This window comes from Streptomyces sp. NPDC002133, assembly GCF_040296405.1.
Taxonomy (GTDB): domain Bacteria; phylum Actinomycetota; class Actinomycetes; order Streptomycetales; family Streptomycetaceae; genus Streptomyces.
In genome coordinates this window covers 29,450-45,585 of sequence record NZ_JBEOXF010000061.1, presented here as the reverse complement: position 1 = coordinate 45,585, position 16,136 = coordinate 29,450, and the positions used below count along the sequence as shown (strand labels likewise).

The following is a 16,136-nucleotide window of genomic DNA, read 5'->3' as shown; positions in this document are numbered from 1 at the left end:
GTCCACAGCGGACGACTGTCCACGGTCTTCGCTGTAGGACCGACCACCTCCACGGCGCGACGGAGCCGGCACGTCCAGGCCGCGCAGCGCCCGCGACGGGGTCCGGGGCACACCCCGGGGACCCGCAACCGCCCGGGTGACCGGCGACTTCGCCCGGGAGCCGGGCGGCTCGCCTCCCGCGCGGCGCAGCCGCATGCCGCTCCGGCCCGGAGGGGGCGGGACCGGGGAACTCCTCGCCGCAGTAGCCGCCACCGGCTACGCCCGCGCCACCCTCACCCCCTTCCTCCACGCCGCTCTCAACCCCTCCCCGCCCCTCACCCAGCGCGCCGTCGGCGCCGGGATCCGCGCCATGATCCCGCTGCAGGCCGCCCTCGCCGCCCGCGCCGGAGCGACCGGCACCGGGCTCGCCGTGCTCGCGCTCGTCCCCGTCGCCCGACGTCTCGCCCGGAAGGTCAGCCCCACATGAGCCTGCGCCTCGGCTACGGAACCAACGGCCTCACCGACCTCCGCCTGGACGACGCCCTCATGCTGCTCGCCGACCTCGGCTACGACGGCGTCGGCCTGACCCTCGACCACATGCACCTCGACCCCCTCGCCCCCGACCTCGCCACCCGCACCCGCCGGCTGGCGGGCCGCCTGGCCGACCTCGGTCTCGAGGTGACCGTCGAGACCGGCGCCCGCTACGTCCTCGACCCGCGCCGCAAGCACGGCCCGTCCCTCCTCGACCCCGACCCCGACGCCCGCGCGGCCCGCACCGGGCTCCTCGTCCGTGCCGTGCAGGTCGCCGCGGACCTCGGCGCGCACGCCGTGCACTGCTTCAGCGGCATCACCCCGCCCGGCACCTCGTCCGACACCGCCTGGCGCCGCCTGGAGGCCGCCCTCACCCCCGTCCTGGACGCCGCGGCCTCCGCCCGCGTCCCCCTCGCCATCGAACCCGAACCCGGTCACCTCCTCGCCACCCTCGACGACTTCCACCACCTCCGCGCGCTCCTCGGCGACCCCGAACCCCTCGGCCTCACCCTCGACATCGGCCACTGCCAGTGCCTGGAGACGGCGTCGCCCGCAGGCTGCGTCAAGCAGTCCGCCCCCTGGCTGAGGCACGTCCAGATCGAGGACATGCGCCGCGGCGTCCACGAACACCTCCCCTTCGGCGACGGCGAGATCGACTTCCCGCCCGTCCTCGACGCACTGGCCACCGGCGGCTACCAGGGCCTGACCGTCGTCGAACTGCCCCGCCACTCCCACGCGGGACCCGAACTCGCCCGCTCCTCCCTCGAGTTCCTCCGCTCCCACACCCCCACGAACGGAGCACCGGCATGGCGATCCTGACCCGCAGCGAACTCGACGCCCGGCTCCCCGGCGCCGCCCGCGCCTGGCTGCACGAGGCCCTCGCCGAGGCCGCCCACAGCGCCACCGCGCGTGACGCCGCCGCCACCTCGTACGCCGTGCCCGCCTGGGAGCTCCGGTTCGCCGCAGCCGGCCGCCACTGCGGCCAGGAGTACGCCGACTCCGTACGCACCCTCCTCCTCCACGAGGCCCGTGCCGACGCGGACACGCTCACCCGGCTCTACCAGCAGGGCACCGCCGCCGAACGCCGGGCCGTCCTCCTCGCCCTGCCTCTCCTCGGCCCCGCCCCCGCCGCCGGGCTCCCCCTCGTCGAGGACGCGCTGCGCACCAACGACACCAGGCTCGTCGCCGCAGCCGTGGGCCCCTACGCCGCGGAGCATCTCGACCCGCACTCCTGGCGCCACGCCCTCCTCAAGTGCCTGTTCACCGGAGTGCCCGTGGACGCGGCCGAAGGCCTGGCCCACCGCGCCCGCGGCGACGCGGAACTCGCCCGGATGCTCGGCGACTACGCCGCCGAACGCACCGCCGCCGGCCGGCCCGTCCCCGCCGACCTCCACCGCGTCCTCGCCCTGACGTCCCCCACGGAGGAGTCCTGATGCGCATCTTCGACCCCCACATCCACATGACCTCCCGCACCACGGACGACTACCAGGCGATGTACGCCGCTGGCGTCCGCGCCCTCGTCGAACCCGCCTTCTGGCTCGGCCAGCCCCGCACCTCACCCCACTCCTTCTTCGACTACTTCGACTCCCTCCTCGGCTGGGAACCCTTCCGCGCCGCCCAGTACGGCATCGCCCACCACTGCACGATCGCCCTCAACCCCAAGGAGGCCAACGACCCCCGCTGCACGCCCGTCCTCGACGCACTGCCCCGCTATCTCGTCAAGGACAACGTCGTCGCCGTCGGCGAGATCGGCTACGACTCCATGACCCCCGCCGAGGACACCGCACTCGCCGCCCAGCTCCAGCTCGCCGCCGACCACGGCCTGCCCGCTCTCGTCCACACACCGCACCGCGACAAGCTTGCCGGCCTGCGCCGAACCGTCGACGCCGTCCGCGCATCCGCGCTGGCTCCCGAGCACGTCCTGCTCGACCACCTCAACGAGACGACGGTGAAGGAGGCCGCCGACAGCGGCTGCTGGCTCGGGTTCTCCATCTATCCCGACACCAAGATGGACGAGGACCGCATGGTCACCATCCTCAAGGCCCACGGGACCGAGCGCGTCCTCGTCAACTCGGCCGCCGACTGGGGCAGGAGCGACCCGCTCAAGACCCGCAAGGTCGCCGACGCCATGCTCGCCGCCGGATTCACCGACGACGACGTCGACCAGGTCCTGTGGCGCAACCCCGTCGCCTTCTACGGCCGGAGCGGCCGACTCCAGCTCGACGTCCCGGCCCCCGAGGCCCTGCACGAGGGCAACTCCATCCTCCGCGGCGGGGAATGAGGAGGGGGACACATGCGCTTCCGCCACCCGGACGGCTCCACCGTCCACCTCGCCTACTGCACCAATGTCCACCCGGCCGAAACCCTCGACGGCGTCCTCGCCCAGCTGCGCGACCACTGCGAACCCGTACGCAAACGCCTCGGCCGTGACCGCATCGGCATCGGCCTGTGGCTCGCCAAGGACGCCGCCCGCGCCCTGACCACCGACCCGGCCGCACTGCGTGGCCTGCGCGCCGAACTCGACCGGCGCGGCCTGGAGGTCGTCACCCTCAACGGCTTCCCCTATGAGGGCTTCGGCGCCGACGAGGTCAAGTACCGCGTCTACCGTCCGGACTGGAAGGAGCCCGAAAGGCTCGCCCACACGACCGACCTGGCCCGGCTCCTCGCCGCCCTGCTGCCCGACGACGTCAGCGAAGGATCCGTCTCCACCCTTCCCCTCGGCTGGCGCACCCGCTTCGACGACACCGCCGCCGCCACTGCCGCCCGCACCGCACTCATCACCCTCGCCGAACGCCTCGACGCGCTCGAAGAGCTCACCGGCAAATCCGTCCGGATCGCCCTCGAACCCGAGCCCGGCTGCACGGTCGAGACCACAGCCGACGCGATCCGCCCGCTCGTGGCCGTTTCGAGCAGCCGTATCGGCATCTGCGTCGACACCTGCCATCTCGCCACCTCCTTCGAAGAACCCGGTCCCGCACTCCACGCGCTCACCACCGCCGGCATCACCATCCCGAAGGCCCAGCTGTCCGCCGCCCTGCACGCCGAACACCCCCACCTCCCCGACGTGCGCGAGGCACTCGCCGCCTTCGCCGAACCCCGCTTCCTGCACCAGACCCGCACCCGTACCGCCGCCGGCCTGCGCGGCACCGACGACCTCCACGAGGCCCTCGCAGCCGACGCCCTTCCCGACGGCGCCCCCTGGCGCGCCCACTTCCACGTCCCCCTGCACGCGCCGCCGGCCCCGCCGCTCACCTCCACTCTCCCCGTGCTCCAGGACACCCTCGCCCGCCTCGTGGGCGTTCCCGCCCCGCTCACCCGCCACCTCGAGGTCGAGACCTACACCTGGCAGGCCCTGCCCGCCGAGTTGCGTCCCCGCAGCCGCGCCCACCTCGCCGACGGGATCGCCGCCGAACTCACCCTCGCCCGCGATCTGCTCACCGACCTCGGCCTGAAGGAACTTCCATGAACGACTCGGCGCGACCCACTCCCCTCCTCGTCCTGGACGTCGTCGGCCTCACCCCCCGGCTCCTGGACCACATGCCGCGCCTGCAACGGCTCGCCGCCGGCGGCTCCCAGGCTCCCCTGGGCACCGTCCTGCCCGCCGTCACCTGCGCCGCCCAGTCCACCTTCCTCACCGGCGCCCTCCCTTCCGAACACGGCATCGTGGGCAACGGCTGGTACTTCCGCGAACTCGGCGACGTCCTGCTGTGGCGCCAGCACAACGGACTCGTCGGCGGCGACAAGCTCTGGGACGCCGCCCGCCGCGTCCACCCCGGCTACACCGTCGCCAACATCTGCTGGTGGTACGCCATGGGCGCCGACACCGACATCACCGTCACCCCTCGCCCCGTCTACTACGCCGACGGGCGCAAGGAACCCGACTGCTACACCCGGCCCCCGGCACTCCACGACGAACTCACCCACAGATTCGGCACCTTCCCCCTCTTCCACTTCTGGGGCCCGGGCGCCGACATCGTCTCCAGCCGGTGGATCGTCGACGCCACCCGCCACATCCTGCGCACCCGCACGCCCGACCTGGCGCTCTGCTACCTCCCGCACCTCGACTACGACCTCCAGCGGTACGGCCCCGACGACCCCCGCTCCCTGCGGGCCGCCGCCGACCTCGACGCGGCCATGGCCCCCCTCCTCGACGACGCCGGACGCGAAGGCCGCACCGTTGTCGCCCTCTCCGAATACGGCATCACCCGCGTCACCCGGCACGTCGACATCAACCGCGAGCTGCGCCGCGCCGGCCTTCTCGAGGTTCACACCCAGGACGGCATGGAGTACCTCGACGCGATGGCCTCCCGCGCCTTCGCCGTCGCCGACCACCAGCTCGCCCATGTCTATGTGCGGCGCCCGGAGGACCTGGACGCGGCCCGAGAGGCGCTCACGGGCCTGTCCGGCATCGCCGAACTCCTCGACGACGAGGGCAAGAAGCGCCACGGCCTCGACCACCCGCGCTCCGGTGAACTCGTCGCCGTCGCCGACCCGGACGCCTGGTTCACGTACTACTACTGGCTCGACGACGACAAGGCCCCCGACTTCGCCCAGCTCGTCGAGATCCACCGCAAGCCCGGCTACGACCCGGTCGAGCTGTTCATGGACCCCGAGGACCCGTACGTCCGCGTCAAGGCCGCCACGGCCCTCGCCCGCAAGAAGCTCGGCATGCGCTACCGCATGGCGGTCGTGCCGCTCGACCCTTCACCTATTCGCGGCAGCCATGGCCGCCTCCCCACGAGCGATGACGAAGGTCCGCTCATTCTGTGCTCCACCCCCCGCGCTCTCAGCGGCCGCGTCGCGGCCACCGACGTGAAGTCCCTGCTCCTTCAACTCGCCGGTCTTCACTGAACCACACTCCACCGACAACGAGGAGTTATCCACAATGAGCCGCAACAGCAAGGCCAACGACCCAGAGCTCGCCCACAAGCTCAGCAGACGCGGCATGCTCGGCGTCGCCGCCGGAGCCACCGCCGCCGCCCTCCTCGGCGCGGCCGCGCCCGCCGCCGCCCACGGCCCGGGCCGCGGCCGGCCCGTACTGCCCCCGGGACGCCTCGGCATCCAGCTCTACTCGCTCCGCGACAAGGTCTCCACGCTCGGCTTCGCCGCCGTCTTCGCCGAACTCGAGAAGTACGGCTACGACGAGGTCGAGTACGCCGGCTACACGCAGGGTTCCGCGGGCGCCATCACGCTCGCCCAGCTCAAGCGGCTCACCCGCGACCACGGGCTGCGCGCCATCGGCAGCCACGTCGGCTACTACTCGTCCGACCCGAACGCGTACACCTTCGCGCAGAACCTCGACAAGGTCCTGGACGACGCCCAGGCACTCGGGCTCAAGCACATCGGCACCGCGTCCGGCCCCTGGCGCTACGGTGACACCGTCGACGGCTGGAAGCGCTGTGCCGAGGAGTTCAACGAGTACGGCGCCGCCGCCAAGGCCCGCGGCATGAAGTTCTACCAGCACAACCATGCCGAGGAGTTCTCCTTCGCCACGGACAGGCCCGACGTCCGCCTCTACGATGTTTTGCTCGCCGAGACCGACCCCGACCTCGTGTACCTGGAGATGGACATCTACTGGGCCTACGCCGGCCAGTTCCGTTTCTCCAAGCGCGTCGACGGCACCCCTGCCCCCTTCGACCCGTTGCGCTACGTCCTCAAGCAGCCCGACCGCTATCCGCTCTTCCACGTCAAGGACGGCGAGCACGACGCATCCGCCCGCGACGGCTACCGCATGGTGGACGTCGGGGACGGTGACATCGACTACCAGCGGTTCATCTCCGCGGTGACCAGGACCAGGGGCGGCCGGCTCGACCACCACTGGCAGGCCGAACACGACAACCCCGTGGAGTCGTTCACGTTCGCCCGCAAGTCGAGTGCTCACCTCCACTCACTGCGCGAGAAGGACTGCTAGCAGACGTCCTGCGTACCCCGCCCGCGGCGAGCCGTCATGCGCCGCGGGCGGAGCCGTGCGCGGAAAGTCGTCAGAACTTCTGGCTACTGACCAGTAGAGGGAATGTTCCATTCCGTCCATCATCAGACGCGAGCATGCCAAAGCCCTTCGTTCGGCAGTGCCGAACGAGCGGCTCTCCCGACCACCCTCGACCCAGGAGAACCCCCCATGCATGCACGCAGATGGCGGACCGCAACGGCGACGGTCGTCGCCGCAGCGGCTCTCACCATGGCCACCCCCGCGGCATCGGCCGCCACCCCGACGGTGCCCGCCGGCGAGCCCCGCGCGGCCGCAACCGCCGCACAGACGGCCGACGTCGACTACGCCACTTGGCAGCGAGACGTGGCAGCAGTCGTTGCCGTCGCCCGCCCGTACATCGAGCAGCGCACCGCACAGACCTCCGGCGAGAGGCAGGCGATCGTCCTCGACATCGACAACACCTCGCTGGAGACCGACTTCCACCACTTCTGGGAGCTGCCGACCCCCGCGGTCGCACCGGTCCGCGACCTGGCCCGGTTCGCCGACTCGCGCGGCGTCGCCATCTTCTTCGTCACCGCCCGCCCGGGCATCATCTACTCGCTCACCGACTGGAACCTGAAGCGGGCCGGATACCCGGTCGACGGCCTGTACGTGCGAGACCTGCCCGACCTGTTCCAGGAGGTCGGCACGTACAAGACCGAGAAGCGCGCGGAGATCGAGGCCAAGGGCTACAAGATCATCGCCAACATCGGCAACAACACGAGCGACCTCGTGGGCGGTCACGCGGAGCGGACGTTCAAGCTGCCCGACTACGACGGCCAGTTGTCCTGAAAAGCCAGGTGGCCGCGGGACGGACTCCCCGTCCCGCGGCCACTCGGCCACCCGCCTCCCCCCTCCGGATCACCGACTCAGCCGATGTCCCGGCTGATCGGCTGTGGGTTCGCCGCGATGCCCTTGGGCCGCGGCCGCCCCGGCGGGTGCAGGAACACCGCGACACAGCCCGCGAAGAGCGATATGGAACCGGCGAGAATGAATGCGCCCTCGTAGTCCCACGCAGCCACGACCACGGCGCCCATGCCCGACCCCAGCAGACCCGACACCAGCTTCGAGCTGTAGACCAGGCCGTAGTTGGACGCGTTGTTGTTCTCGCCGAAGTAGTCGGCCGTCATCGCCGCGAACATCGGGAAGATGGCGCCGCCGCCGAAGCCGGAGATGCTCGAGAACAGCAGGAACAGCGGCAGGTTGTTGATGCTGCCCGACCAGAGAATCCCGTACTGGGACAGGCCCAGCACGATGCAGACGAAGATCAGGCACTGCTTGCGGCCGTAACGGTCCGACAGCCAGCCGATGACCCCGCGCCCCGTACCGTTCACGATGGCCTTCAGCGACATCGCGGTAGCCACGATTCCGCCCGCGAAACCGGCCTCGGCACCGAACGGCACCTGGAAGGCGATACCGAAGATGTTCACGCCCGACGTGCAGAGCAGGCAGAACCACATCAGCGCCACCCGGCCCGTGCGCCACGCCTCTGACGGCGTGTACTGCTTCACCGCCGGCGGGTTCTTCTCCATCGCCCGCCGTGCCCGTGGGTCGTCGGGCTTGCGCAGCGGATCGACCTCGGCCGGCCACCAGTTCTTCGGCGGGTCCTGGAAGAAGTACCCCGCCACGGCCACCACGGCCGCCAGGAAGATGCCGACCGCGACCAGCACCCACCGGAAGTTCGTCAGATCCATGTAGCCGGTGAAGATGAACACGAACGGCACCGAACCGTACGCGAAACCGCCGTTGACGAAACCGGTCTTGCCGCCCTTTCGCTCCGGATACCACTTGCCGACCATGTTCACGCACGTCGCGTAGACCATGCCTGCGCCCATGCCGCTGAACATGCCGAACCCGATGTATGCCACCACGACGTGCGGTGCGAACGCGAGCGACAGATAACCCAGCAGGGTGCCCACCGCACCCAGCATCATCGCCCATCGCGCCGGCAGCTTTCCGCTCTCCCGCAGCTTTCCTGCCGGGAAGGCCACCGCCGCCTGGAAGAACACCCACACCCCGAGCATCCAGAAGATGTGCTGGTTGCCCCAATGGTGCGCCGTGTGCAGTGTCTCCTCGGCGGAGGCGAACGCGTACTCCGCCGAACTGATGCCCATCATTCCTACCCACGGCAGGATGACCATCCATTTCCGCTTGCGGCCCATGATGTCCACATCGGACTCGCCGATGCGGTACACCCGGCCGTTCTCGTCCGTCACCTCCCTGTAGGGGACGGGCGTGATGATGTCTGTTGTCGCCATGTCGGTTGAACCCCTCGCGTCGAAGAAGCCAGGCCAGCGCCCCCTGTCCGTACTCTTCGTGCCGGGTCCCGCGGCAAACGAAAGCCGCGGACCCGTGGGTCGTGCCCCTCTCAGCTCATCGACCACCGCCCAACAACCCCGCGGCCCGAGCCTGCTCTTGGCTCCATGCCGCGCTCGGTCCCGGTGTTCGACGTGATGCTCCGCTTGTCGCGGTCGAGCATCGTGAAGGAGAGCGGGTCGACGTCCGGCACATCCCGCAACTGCTCGCGGATGACGTCACCGCCCGGCGCCTTCGGCTTCACCACGTCCGTGCCCGGCCACGCCGGCAGCCGGGTCGCGGAGGGGTCCGACCGGACGTGCGTCATGTCGGAGGGGTCCGACTGGACACGGGTCATGTCGAGGACAGGGATGCCCTCGAGAGCCTTGCTCATGGCCGGCGCTCCTCACGTCTGCACGATCAGGTTCGGGAACCCGGGGACCCACCCTTCCGGGTCCGTCGGGGAGTTGTGGCGCTCGCCGGAGGTGCTCTGAGCTGCGCGGAGCTGTCCGCACGTGAGCTTCCGGCTGATTGCATACAGTCGACGAATACTGTATGAACCTTGTTATCCCGCATCCGGTGGGTGGTGTCCAGGGGGCGTGCGGCACTTTCCTCGACAGGGAGCCGGAATGGATCTTTTTGAGTACCAGGCACGTGAGATCTTCCAGCAGTACGCAATCGCCGTACCCGAGGCCGAGACCGTTGACTCGGCCCGCGACGCCCGACACGTCGCCGACCGCCTCGGCGGCCGCGTCGTCGTCAAGGCCCAGGTCAAGACCGGCGGCCGCGGCAAGGCGGGCGGCGTCAGACTCGCCGCCGACCCGGCCGCCGCCGAGCTCACCGCCCGCCAGATCCTCGGCATGGACATCAAGGGCCATACGGTACGCAAGGTGATGCTCGCTCAACCCGTGGACATCGAAGCCGAGTTCTACGTCTCCTACGTCCTCGACCGCGCCGCGGGCCGCTTCCTGGCCATCGCCTCCGCCGAGGGCGGCATGGACATCGAGGAGGTCGCCGACACCCGGCCCGAAGCCGTGGCCCGCATCCCCGTGGACCCCGCCGAGGGCGTCACGGACGAGAAGGCGGCCGAGATCGCCGCCGCAGCCGGACTCCCGCCCGCCACGGCGCCCGTCCTGCGCAAACTGTGGACCGTCCTCACCGAGGAGGACGCCCTCCTCGTCGAGGTCAACCCCCTGGTGCGCACGGCTGCAGGAGACATCGTCGCCCTCGACGGCAAGATCACCCTCGACGACAACGCCCGCTTCAGGCAGGCCCGCTGGGGCGGCGACGACGGCGGCCTCGACGACCCGCTGGAGGCCGCAGCGGCCGAAAGGGGCCTCAACTACGTGCGGCTCGACGGCGAGGTCGGCATCATCGGCAACGGCGCCGGTCTCGTCATGTCGACCCTCGACGTCGTCGCCGGCTGCGGAGCCCGGCCGGCCAACTTCCTCGACATCGGGGGAGGGGCCTCGGCCCAGGTCATGGCCGACGGACTGAGCGTCGTCCTCGCGGATCCCGGCGTCGAGTCCGTTCTCGTCAACGTCTTCGGCGGCATCACCGCCTGCGACGCCGTCGCCGACGGCATCGTCAAGGCCCTCGAGACCGTCCGGCTGACCAAACCCCTCGTCGTACGCCTCGACGGGAACAACGCGGCCCGCGGCCGCGCCATCCTCGACGCCCGCGCCCATCCCCTCGTGGAGCAGGCCGCGACCATGGACGGCGCTGCACGTCAGGCTGCCACCCTCGCCACCGAAGCCGCTTCCACCGCCCGTTGAGGAGACCAGACACATGGCCATCTTTCTCACCAAGGACAGCAAGGTCCTCGTCCAGGGCATGACCGGCGCCGAGGGCATGAAGCACACCCGCCGGATGCTCGCCTCCGGTACGGAGGTCGTCGGCGGCGTCAACCCGCGCAAGGCGGGCCGCACCGTCGACTTCGACGACCGCGCCGTTCCCGTCTTCGGCTCCGTACGCGAAGGCGTCGAGGCCACTGGTGCCGATGTGACCGTCGTCTTCGTGCCGCCGCCCTTCACCGGCGCGGCCGTCAAGGAGGCGGTGGATGCGGGCATCGGGCTGGTCGTCGCCATCACCGAAGGCGTCCCCGTCCATGACGCCGTCGACTTCACGGCGTACGCGAAGGAACGCGGCACGCGCGTCATCGGCCCCAACTGCCCCGGCCTCATCAGCCCCGGACAGTCCAACGTCGGCATCATCCCCGCCGACATCGCCCCGGCACCGGGCCGCATCGGACTCGTCTCCAAGTCGGGCACGCTGACCTACCAGCTCATGCACGAGCTGCGGGACATCGGCTTCTCGTCGGCGGTCGGCATCGGCGGCGACCCGGTCATCGGTACGAACCACATCGACTGCCTCGCCGCCTTCGAGGCCGATCCGGACACCGAGCTCATCGTGCTCATTGGCGAGATCGGAGGCGACGCGGAGGAGCGCGCCGCGAGCTACGTCAAAGAGAAGATCTCCAAATCCGTCATCGCCTACATCGCCGGCTTCACGGCACCCGAGGGCAAGACCATGGGCCACGCCGGCGCCATCGTCTCCGGCTCCTCAGGCACCGCACAGGCGAAGAAGGCCGCACTGGAAGCAGCGGGGGTGAAGGTCGGCTCGACGCCGAGCGAGACGGCCCGCCTGGTCCGTGAGCATCTCAGGCGGTGACAATGGGTGACGTCACCCACACTTGACGCCACGGGTGGACGCACGATGGGCGGGGATCACTACGTTGCTGCGAGCGGGACGTTTCCGTCTGAGCAACCATGACGAGTGACGCAAGCCATCACTCCTCCCCGCCCGACTGTGCACCGAGAGCGGAGAACACCCATGGCATCAACCCTCACCGCACCCTTCACCCTCAAACCGGGTACCTCCTGGGCCGACGCCTGGCAGCGCTGCCTGGCCGTCGCCCCCGAGGCCTTCCACGACGATCGGGTCCTCAACCTGTGGGACGGCCGGTGGCAGGCCGACGGCCGCGCCCTTCCTGCGACCAGCCCCATCGACGGCGGCCCGATCGCCGGCCCGCCCCGACTCGACGCGGCCACCGCCCACCGGGCGGTCCGCGCGTCCCTCGACCGGCACCGCGCCTGGCGGCACATCCCGCTCGCCGAACGGCGCGCCCGAGTCGCTGCCACGCTCGACGCCCTCACCGAGCACCGCTCGCTGCTCGCCCTCCTCCTCGTCCACGAGATCGGCAAGCCGTGGCGGCTCGCCCAGGCCGACGTCGACCGGGCGATCGACGGCGTCCGCTGGTACGTCGAGGGGATCGACGGCATGCTCGACGGCCGGGCGCCCCTCGACGGCCCGGTCTCCAACATCGCCAGCTGGAACTACCCGATGTCCGTCCTCGTCCACGCGATGCTCGTCCAGGCGCTCGCCGGGAACGCGGTCATCGCCAAGACCCCGACCGACGGCGGACTGTCCTGCCTCACTCTGGCCGCTGCTCTCGCCGCCCGTGAGGGCATCCCCGTCACCCTGGTCAGCGGCAGTGGCGGCGAGCTCTCCGAAGCCCTCGTCCGCGCGCCCGAGATCGGCTGCGTCTCCTTCGTGGGCGGCCGCGACACCGGCGCCCGTATCGCCACCGCCGTCGCCGATCTCGGCAAGCGGCACATCCTCGAACAGGAGGGCCTCAACACCTGGGGAATCTGGAACTACTCCGACTGGGACACCTTCGCCGCCGTCATCCCCAAACTCTTCGACTACGGCAAACAGCGCTGCACCGCCTACCCCCGCTTCGTCGTGCAGCGTAGTGCTTTCGCGGACTTCCTCGCCGCGTACCTCCCGGCCGTCCGCTCGATCCGCCTGGGCCACCCCCTGGCGGTCGCGGACCCCGCGGATGCCCTGCCCGAGCTGGACTTCGGCCCGCTCGTCAACGCGGCGAAGGTCAAGGAACTGACCGACCAGGTCGCCGAGGCCGTCGACCGCGGAGCCGTCCCGCTCCACCGCGGCTCCCTGACTGACGGCCATTTCCTGCCCGGCCAGGACACCGGCGCGTACATGGCTCCCGTCACGCTCCTGGGCCCGCCGCCGTCCTCCCCGCTGCACCACGCGGAGCCGTTCGGCCCGGTCGACACGATCGTCCTGGTCGACACCGAGGCGGAGCTGCTGGCCGCGATGAACGCCTCCAACGGTGCCCTCGTCGCGACCCTCTCCACCGACGACCCGGAGACCTTCGACCGCCTGTCACCGCAGATCCGCGCCTTCAAGGTGGGCCGGGGCAAACCGCGCTCCCGCGGCGACCGCGAGGAGCTCTTCGGCGGTTTCGGCGCCTCCTGGCGCGGTGCCTTCGTCGGCGGCGAGCTGCTGGTGAAGGCGGTCACGGTGGGGCTCGCCGGCGAGCGTTTGCCAGGGAACTTCCCGGACTACCAGCTCAACGCATGAGAAAGGGGGGCCGCCCGGGGCCCTGGTGCGGAGCCCCGGGCGGCACCCTCCGGAACACCGTCCGTGCGAGCGCGGTCGCACTCCGTACCCGGTCGGTGGCGGTGGGCAGAAACCCTCTCGTTCGCCGCCCGGCACCCCACTGACCACGCGAAATGCGGTTCAGAGGCACCGCGAACCCCTGGTAGAGTTGTCCACGTCGCCGCGGGGAGCACCCGGGGCGGCAAAACACCTGGTCCGGGTGGCGGAATGGCAGACGCGCTAGCTTGAGGTGCTAGTGCCCTTTATCGGGCGTGGGGGTTCAAGTCCCCCCTCGGACACCAGATGAGACCCCACTTCATGTGGGGTTTTCTGCATTTCTGGGCAGTGGCGTGACCAACCACGTGACCAACGGCCCAGCGAATCCCCAGGTCAGACCAGGGATGACAGGCCGAGTCGGCCCGCACCGGACGCAGCCAGTCGGCGCGCTCCGTCCTTACGTGAATGGCCGTACCGGGCCATGGTGCAGCCGGGCGAGTGGTGCCGGACGTTGGCAGAGACCTCCACGGGGTTCTCTCCTGCCTCCCGATCGTTCGTGACCTTGCTGTGCCTCCAGTCGTGGATACGAAACTCCTCGGGCAGCTTCAACCGGGTGCGCAGGGTGCGCCACCGTGCCGAGACCTTCTCCGGGTCCCGCGGTTCCGCCTGCCTCGCCCCGGTACAGCTTGAAGCCGTCGCGGGCGAACACCAGGTCGTGATCCGTCCATGCGGAACCGAGACGCTGCCGCTCCACGTCCTGGCGCTCCTTCTGCCACTTCAGAACGTTCATCACGGCCTGATCCACATAGATCAGCGCGTTGTCGTCGCCGTCCTTGGTGAGCTTTCGCAGGCGGTAGGTGTTGCCTTCTTCGACCACGACGACCCAGCCCAGTTCTATGGCCCCCTCATCCCATTTCACGAGGGACCACTTCATGCCCAGGGCCTCACTGCGCCGGACGCCGGTGGCGGCGTAGACAGTCCACAGAGGGGCATCCCGAAGGCAGTGGTGAGTCATGCCGCCGTCACAGGCCCGATTGCCACACGGCTCCCACACCGAGGACAGGAACCGTCCGGTGCCGTCGTCGTCCAGGGTCGGAAACTTGCCCTCCTGCGCCCGTATCTGCCGGGCGGTGGGCGGGTGCGCGGTCGCTGCCGGGTAGGCCGGGATCAGCTTGGGGACAGCCGAGCACCGCCAGTGAGGTCAAGGCACTCCCCGAAATCGTCGTCATCGTGGAACGATCCGGGAAGACTGGCGACCTGCCACCGTCTTCACGCTTCGTGCTGACAGTTCCCGTCACGCAGAGGTGATGGAGACGGCCGCAGCCGGCCGGCGGATAGAAACGGACGGTAATGGGGCGAACATCGTCCGCATGGATGCCTACCGCCCGACACCCCAGCAGGCCCCGGAGCCCGAGCCGGTGAAGCGGCCGGAACCGCTCGACAGTTCCAACCCTCCCCTGTTCCGCTCCCAACAGCGCCGAGATGATCACGGGTATCGCTGCGAGTCGTACCGCTGTGCCACAACGCATGAACTCTCCCTGTGAAGATGAAGTGTTTTGCGTGACAGAGCCCCGGCCCATTGCACGGGGGAAGCATCGAACCGGGGCTTGTCCACGCCCGCCCCTACCGCCTCGCGCCGCCGCGATCACGGGAAGGGCGGGAGATCAACGGCCTTTGCACCGCCAGCACTCACACGGCGGCCATTCCGAGGTCACCATGGGGGCAAGGTTCTCGGTGCTGCGTACGGTCCGCATGGCCCCCCACGTCTTCCCGGCGTCCCGAGACACCCGCAGCGTCATCAACGGCCGGTCGGCAAAGAGTGGGGGCTCTCTGCCTTCGCTCATGATGGGTGCGCCGTTGCCTGGTGCTGGCGGAGCTCCACATTGCGGTCAGTTGCCTGGCTGTAGTCGCCCCTGGAGCGCGCGTTCTCCCTTGCCACCACGATGGGCAGACATACCGAGCACCCTGGCTTGGCCGAGGGCTCAGCCGGAAGCTCACTCAGGTTGTATGCCTGCGGTTTCTGCGTCACCATGCGCGGCCTCCCCAGCCGATCTGCTCTCGATGCAAAGACCGTAGGAAGTGGCGAGTGGCAGGCTCCACAAGCTTGCACGAGCTTGCACAGCAATTGGCATGGCTTATAGCGGTATTGACGATGTCTCCGCAGTTCAACGAAGCTGATGCAAGCCCAAGCAAGCACCTAGACCAGGGAGCCAGCCATGGCCGTAGAGTTCGTCGGAATCGACCCCAACACCGATCGGGACCACTGCCCCACGGTGTGGGCGGACGCGGAAGGTCAGGAGATCTTGTTGCAGGGATGGAAGCCGAGCCCCGAGACTCAGGCGGGGTGCGAGGGGAGCAGCCCCGCGAACGGTCCGGTGCCCGACAGCGAAGCGATCGTCAGGATTCCGGCCCGGATGATTCCGATGATCAGGGAGGCGTGTGATGCCGTCGAGCGTGCCCAGCTTCGCTGAGCTGCTTGGCCAGTGCGAGGGGTCCGCCGTCCACCTGGAGCTGCGTGACTCCTACGCCTCCACGGACCGGTTCGAGGCATGGAAGCGGGGTGAGCGGATCAATTGGGAGGACCGCGAATCCTGGTGGCACTCCTACGACCAGTTGATCACGGATACTGTGGCCCGGGGTGTGGCCATCCGCCGGGCCCGGGTGATCTCCGAGCCCGTTTCGGACTACATCCGTTGGGAGCACTACGTCACCCGCGCCAACGCCACGGCGGGTGAGGAAGTGCGCTGGCTGCCACGGCGACGGGCCACGACTATCGCGCTTCCGGGCAATGACTTCTGGCTGTTCGATGGTGCGATGCTCCGGGTGCACCACTTCTCAGGTGATGGCGCGGTGGTGGAGGACGAGATCACGGCGGATCCGGAAGCCGTAAAGCTATGCTCCGCCGCCTTCAAAGCGGTCTGGGAGCGAGCGATCCCCCACCACCTGTACAAGATCTGACGAA

15 protein-coding genes, 1 tRNA gene and 1 pseudogene are annotated in these 16,136 nt (G+C 69.8%); 14 read left to right on the top strand and 3 right to left on the bottom strand.

The features are described 5' to 3' along the window. Positions 1 to 136 precede the first annotated feature (136 nt). From ABT078_RS42965 to ABT078_RS35140, 8 genes are all read left to right on the top strand, one after another. On the top strand, positions 137 to 466 hold the full coding sequence (locus ABT078_RS42965; RefSeq protein ID WP_502981463.1) for a hypothetical protein: 330 nt from the start codon (positions 137 to 139) through the stop codon (positions 464 to 466). Then, positions 463 to 1,329 (top strand): sugar phosphate isomerase/epimerase family protein, encoded by an 867-nt coding sequence (locus ABT078_RS35170; RefSeq protein WP_351235152.1) that lies wholly within the window; start codon positions 463 to 465, stop codon positions 1,327 to 1,329. The genes ABT078_RS42965 and ABT078_RS35170 overlap by 4 nt, the downstream gene beginning before the upstream one ends. Next, positions 1,317 to 1,943 (top strand): EboA domain-containing protein, encoded by a 627-nt coding sequence (locus tag ABT078_RS35165; RefSeq protein WP_351235150.1) that lies wholly within the window; start codon positions 1,317 to 1,319, stop codon positions 1,941 to 1,943. The genes ABT078_RS35170 and ABT078_RS35165 overlap by 13 nt, the downstream gene beginning before the upstream one ends. Then, positions 1,943 to 2,791, top strand: coding sequence for a TatD family hydrolase (locus ABT078_RS35160; RefSeq protein ID WP_351235148.1), 849 nt, complete (start codon positions 1,943 to 1,945; stop codon positions 2,789 to 2,791). The genes ABT078_RS35165 and ABT078_RS35160 overlap by 1 nt, the downstream gene beginning before the upstream one ends. 12 nt (positions 2,792 to 2,803) lie before the next feature. Next, positions 2,804 to 3,976, top strand: coding sequence for a metabolite traffic protein EboE (gene eboE / locus ABT078_RS35155; RefSeq protein WP_351235146.1), 1,173 nt, complete (start codon positions 2,804 to 2,806; stop codon positions 3,974 to 3,976). Then, entirely contained in the window at positions 3,973 to 5,361 is a 1,389-nt protein-coding gene (locus tag ABT078_RS35150; RefSeq protein ID WP_351235144.1) for an alkaline phosphatase family protein, read from the top strand. Before eboE ends, ABT078_RS35150 begins: the two co-directional genes overlap by 4 nt. A 34-nt stretch (positions 5,362 to 5,395) precedes the next feature. Beyond that, positions 5,396 to 6,421, top strand: a complete 1,026-nt coding sequence (locus tag ABT078_RS35145) for a sugar phosphate isomerase/epimerase family protein (RefSeq protein ID WP_351235142.1) — start codon at positions 5,396 to 5,398, stop codon at positions 6,419 to 6,421. 207 nt (positions 6,422 to 6,628) lie between these two features. Beyond that, positions 6,629 to 7,270 carry an HAD family acid phosphatase gene (locus ABT078_RS35140; protein ID WP_351235140.1) on the top strand — a complete coding sequence of 214 codons (642 nt, stop codon included), beginning with the start codon at positions 6,629 to 6,631 and terminating at the stop codon, positions 7,268 to 7,270. 77 nt (positions 7,271 to 7,347) lie between these two features. Here the strand turns inward: ABT078_RS35140 and ABT078_RS35135 are convergent, their stop codons facing one another. Both ABT078_RS35135 and ABT078_RS35130 read right to left on the bottom strand, forming a co-directional pair. Continuing rightward, positions 7,348 to 8,736, bottom strand: a complete 1,389-nt coding sequence (locus tag ABT078_RS35135; protein WP_351235138.1) for an OFA family MFS transporter — start codon at positions 8,734 to 8,736, stop codon at positions 7,348 to 7,350. A 161-nt stretch (positions 8,737 to 8,897) separates the two neighbouring features. After that, a pseudogene (locus tag ABT078_RS35130) lies at positions 8,898 to 9,167 on the bottom strand (hypothetical protein); the annotation flags it as partial. Between the two features lie 235 nt (positions 9,168 to 9,402). On the opposite strand from ABT078_RS35130, the gene sucC reads away from it, so the two are divergent. The 4 genes from sucC (at position 9,403) to ABT078_RS35110 (ending at position 13,479) form a co-directional block, all read left to right on the top strand. Continuing rightward, on the top strand, positions 9,403 to 10,548 hold the full coding sequence (gene sucC / locus ABT078_RS35125) for an ADP-forming succinate--CoA ligase subunit beta (protein WP_351235136.1): 1,146 nt from the start codon (positions 9,403 to 9,405) through the stop codon (positions 10,546 to 10,548). Positions 10,549 to 10,561: 13 nt separating this feature from the next. Continuing rightward, a complete protein-coding gene (sucD, locus tag ABT078_RS35120) occupies positions 10,562 to 11,443 on the top strand; it encodes a succinate--CoA ligase subunit alpha (protein WP_351235134.1) in 882 nt (293 codons plus the stop codon). Positions 11,444 to 11,605: 162 nt separating this feature from the next. Continuing rightward, the gene (locus ABT078_RS35115) at positions 11,606 to 13,159 is read left to right on the top strand and encodes an aldehyde dehydrogenase family protein (RefSeq protein ID WP_351235132.1); all 1,554 of its coding nucleotides are present in this window, start codon (positions 11,606 to 11,608) and stop codon (positions 13,157 to 13,159) included. A 232-nt stretch (positions 13,160 to 13,391) separates the two neighbouring features. Continuing rightward, positions 13,392 to 13,479 (top strand) — tRNA-Leu (locus tag ABT078_RS35110). 152 nt (positions 13,480 to 13,631) lie between these two features. Here ABT078_RS35110 and ABT078_RS35105 read toward each other — a convergent pair. Next, positions 13,632 to 14,108, bottom strand: coding sequence for a hypothetical protein (locus tag ABT078_RS35105; RefSeq protein ID WP_351235130.1), 477 nt, complete (start codon positions 14,106 to 14,108; stop codon positions 13,632 to 13,634). Positions 14,109 to 15,390: 1,282 nt separating this feature from the next. On the opposite strand from ABT078_RS35105, the gene ABT078_RS35100 reads away from it, so the two are divergent. Together ABT078_RS35100 and ABT078_RS35095 are read left to right on the top strand one after the other, a co-directional pair. Continuing rightward, positions 15,391 to 15,645 carry a hypothetical protein gene (locus ABT078_RS35100; protein WP_351235128.1) on the top strand — a complete coding sequence of 85 codons (255 nt, stop codon included), beginning with the start codon at positions 15,391 to 15,393 and terminating at the stop codon, positions 15,643 to 15,645. Next, positions 15,617 to 16,132, top strand: coding sequence for a DUF6879 family protein (locus ABT078_RS35095; protein ID WP_351235126.1), 516 nt, complete (start codon positions 15,617 to 15,619; stop codon positions 16,130 to 16,132). The genes ABT078_RS35100 and ABT078_RS35095 overlap by 29 nt, the downstream gene beginning before the upstream one ends. Positions 16,133 to 16,136 lie beyond the last annotated feature (4 nt).

What these genes read in the sequence shown, in the direction of transcription:
- ABT078_RS35105 (WP_351235130.1), bottom strand. Translation starts at nt 14,108, where the DNA reads ATGAAGTGGTCCCTCGTGAAATGGGATGAGGGGGCCATAGAACTGGGC.
- ABT078_RS35095 (WP_351235126.1), top strand. Translation starts at nt 15,617, where the DNA reads ATGCCGTCGAGCGTGCCCAGCTTCGCTGAGCTGCTTGGCCAGTGCGAG.
- ABT078_RS35145 (WP_351235142.1), top strand. Translation starts at nt 5,396, where the DNA reads ATGAGCCGCAACAGCAAGGCCAACGACCCAGAGCTCGCCCACAAGCTC.
- ABT078_RS35165 (WP_351235150.1), top strand. Translation starts at nt 1,317, where the DNA reads ATGGCGATCCTGACCCGCAGCGAACTCGACGCCCGGCTCCCCGGCGCC.
- ABT078_RS35115 (WP_351235132.1), top strand. Translation starts at nt 11,606, where the DNA reads ATGGCATCAACCCTCACCGCACCCTTCACCCTCAAACCGGGTACCTCC.
- ABT078_RS35170 (WP_351235152.1), top strand. Translation starts at nt 463, where the DNA reads ATGAGCCTGCGCCTCGGCTACGGAACCAACGGCCTCACCGACCTCCGC.
- ABT078_RS35160 (WP_351235148.1), top strand. Translation starts at nt 1,943, where the DNA reads ATGCGCATCTTCGACCCCCACATCCACATGACCTCCCGCACCACGGAC.
- sucC (WP_351235136.1), top strand. Translation starts at nt 9,403, where the DNA reads ATGGATCTTTTTGAGTACCAGGCACGTGAGATCTTCCAGCAGTACGCA.
- eboE (WP_351235146.1), top strand. Translation starts at nt 2,804, where the DNA reads ATGCGCTTCCGCCACCCGGACGGCTCCACCGTCCACCTCGCCTACTGC.
- ABT078_RS35135 (WP_351235138.1), bottom strand. Translation starts at nt 8,736, where the DNA reads ATGGCGACAACAGACATCATCACGCCCGTCCCCTACAGGGAGGTGACG.
- ABT078_RS35150 (WP_351235144.1), top strand. Translation starts at nt 3,973, where the DNA reads ATGAACGACTCGGCGCGACCCACTCCCCTCCTCGTCCTGGACGTCGTC.
- ABT078_RS35140 (WP_351235140.1), top strand. Translation starts at nt 6,629, where the DNA reads ATGCATGCACGCAGATGGCGGACCGCAACGGCGACGGTCGTCGCCGCA.
- sucD (WP_351235134.1), top strand. Translation starts at nt 10,562, where the DNA reads ATGGCCATCTTTCTCACCAAGGACAGCAAGGTCCTCGTCCAGGGCATG.
- ABT078_RS35100 (WP_351235128.1), top strand. Translation starts at nt 15,391, where the DNA reads ATGGCCGTAGAGTTCGTCGGAATCGACCCCAACACCGATCGGGACCAC.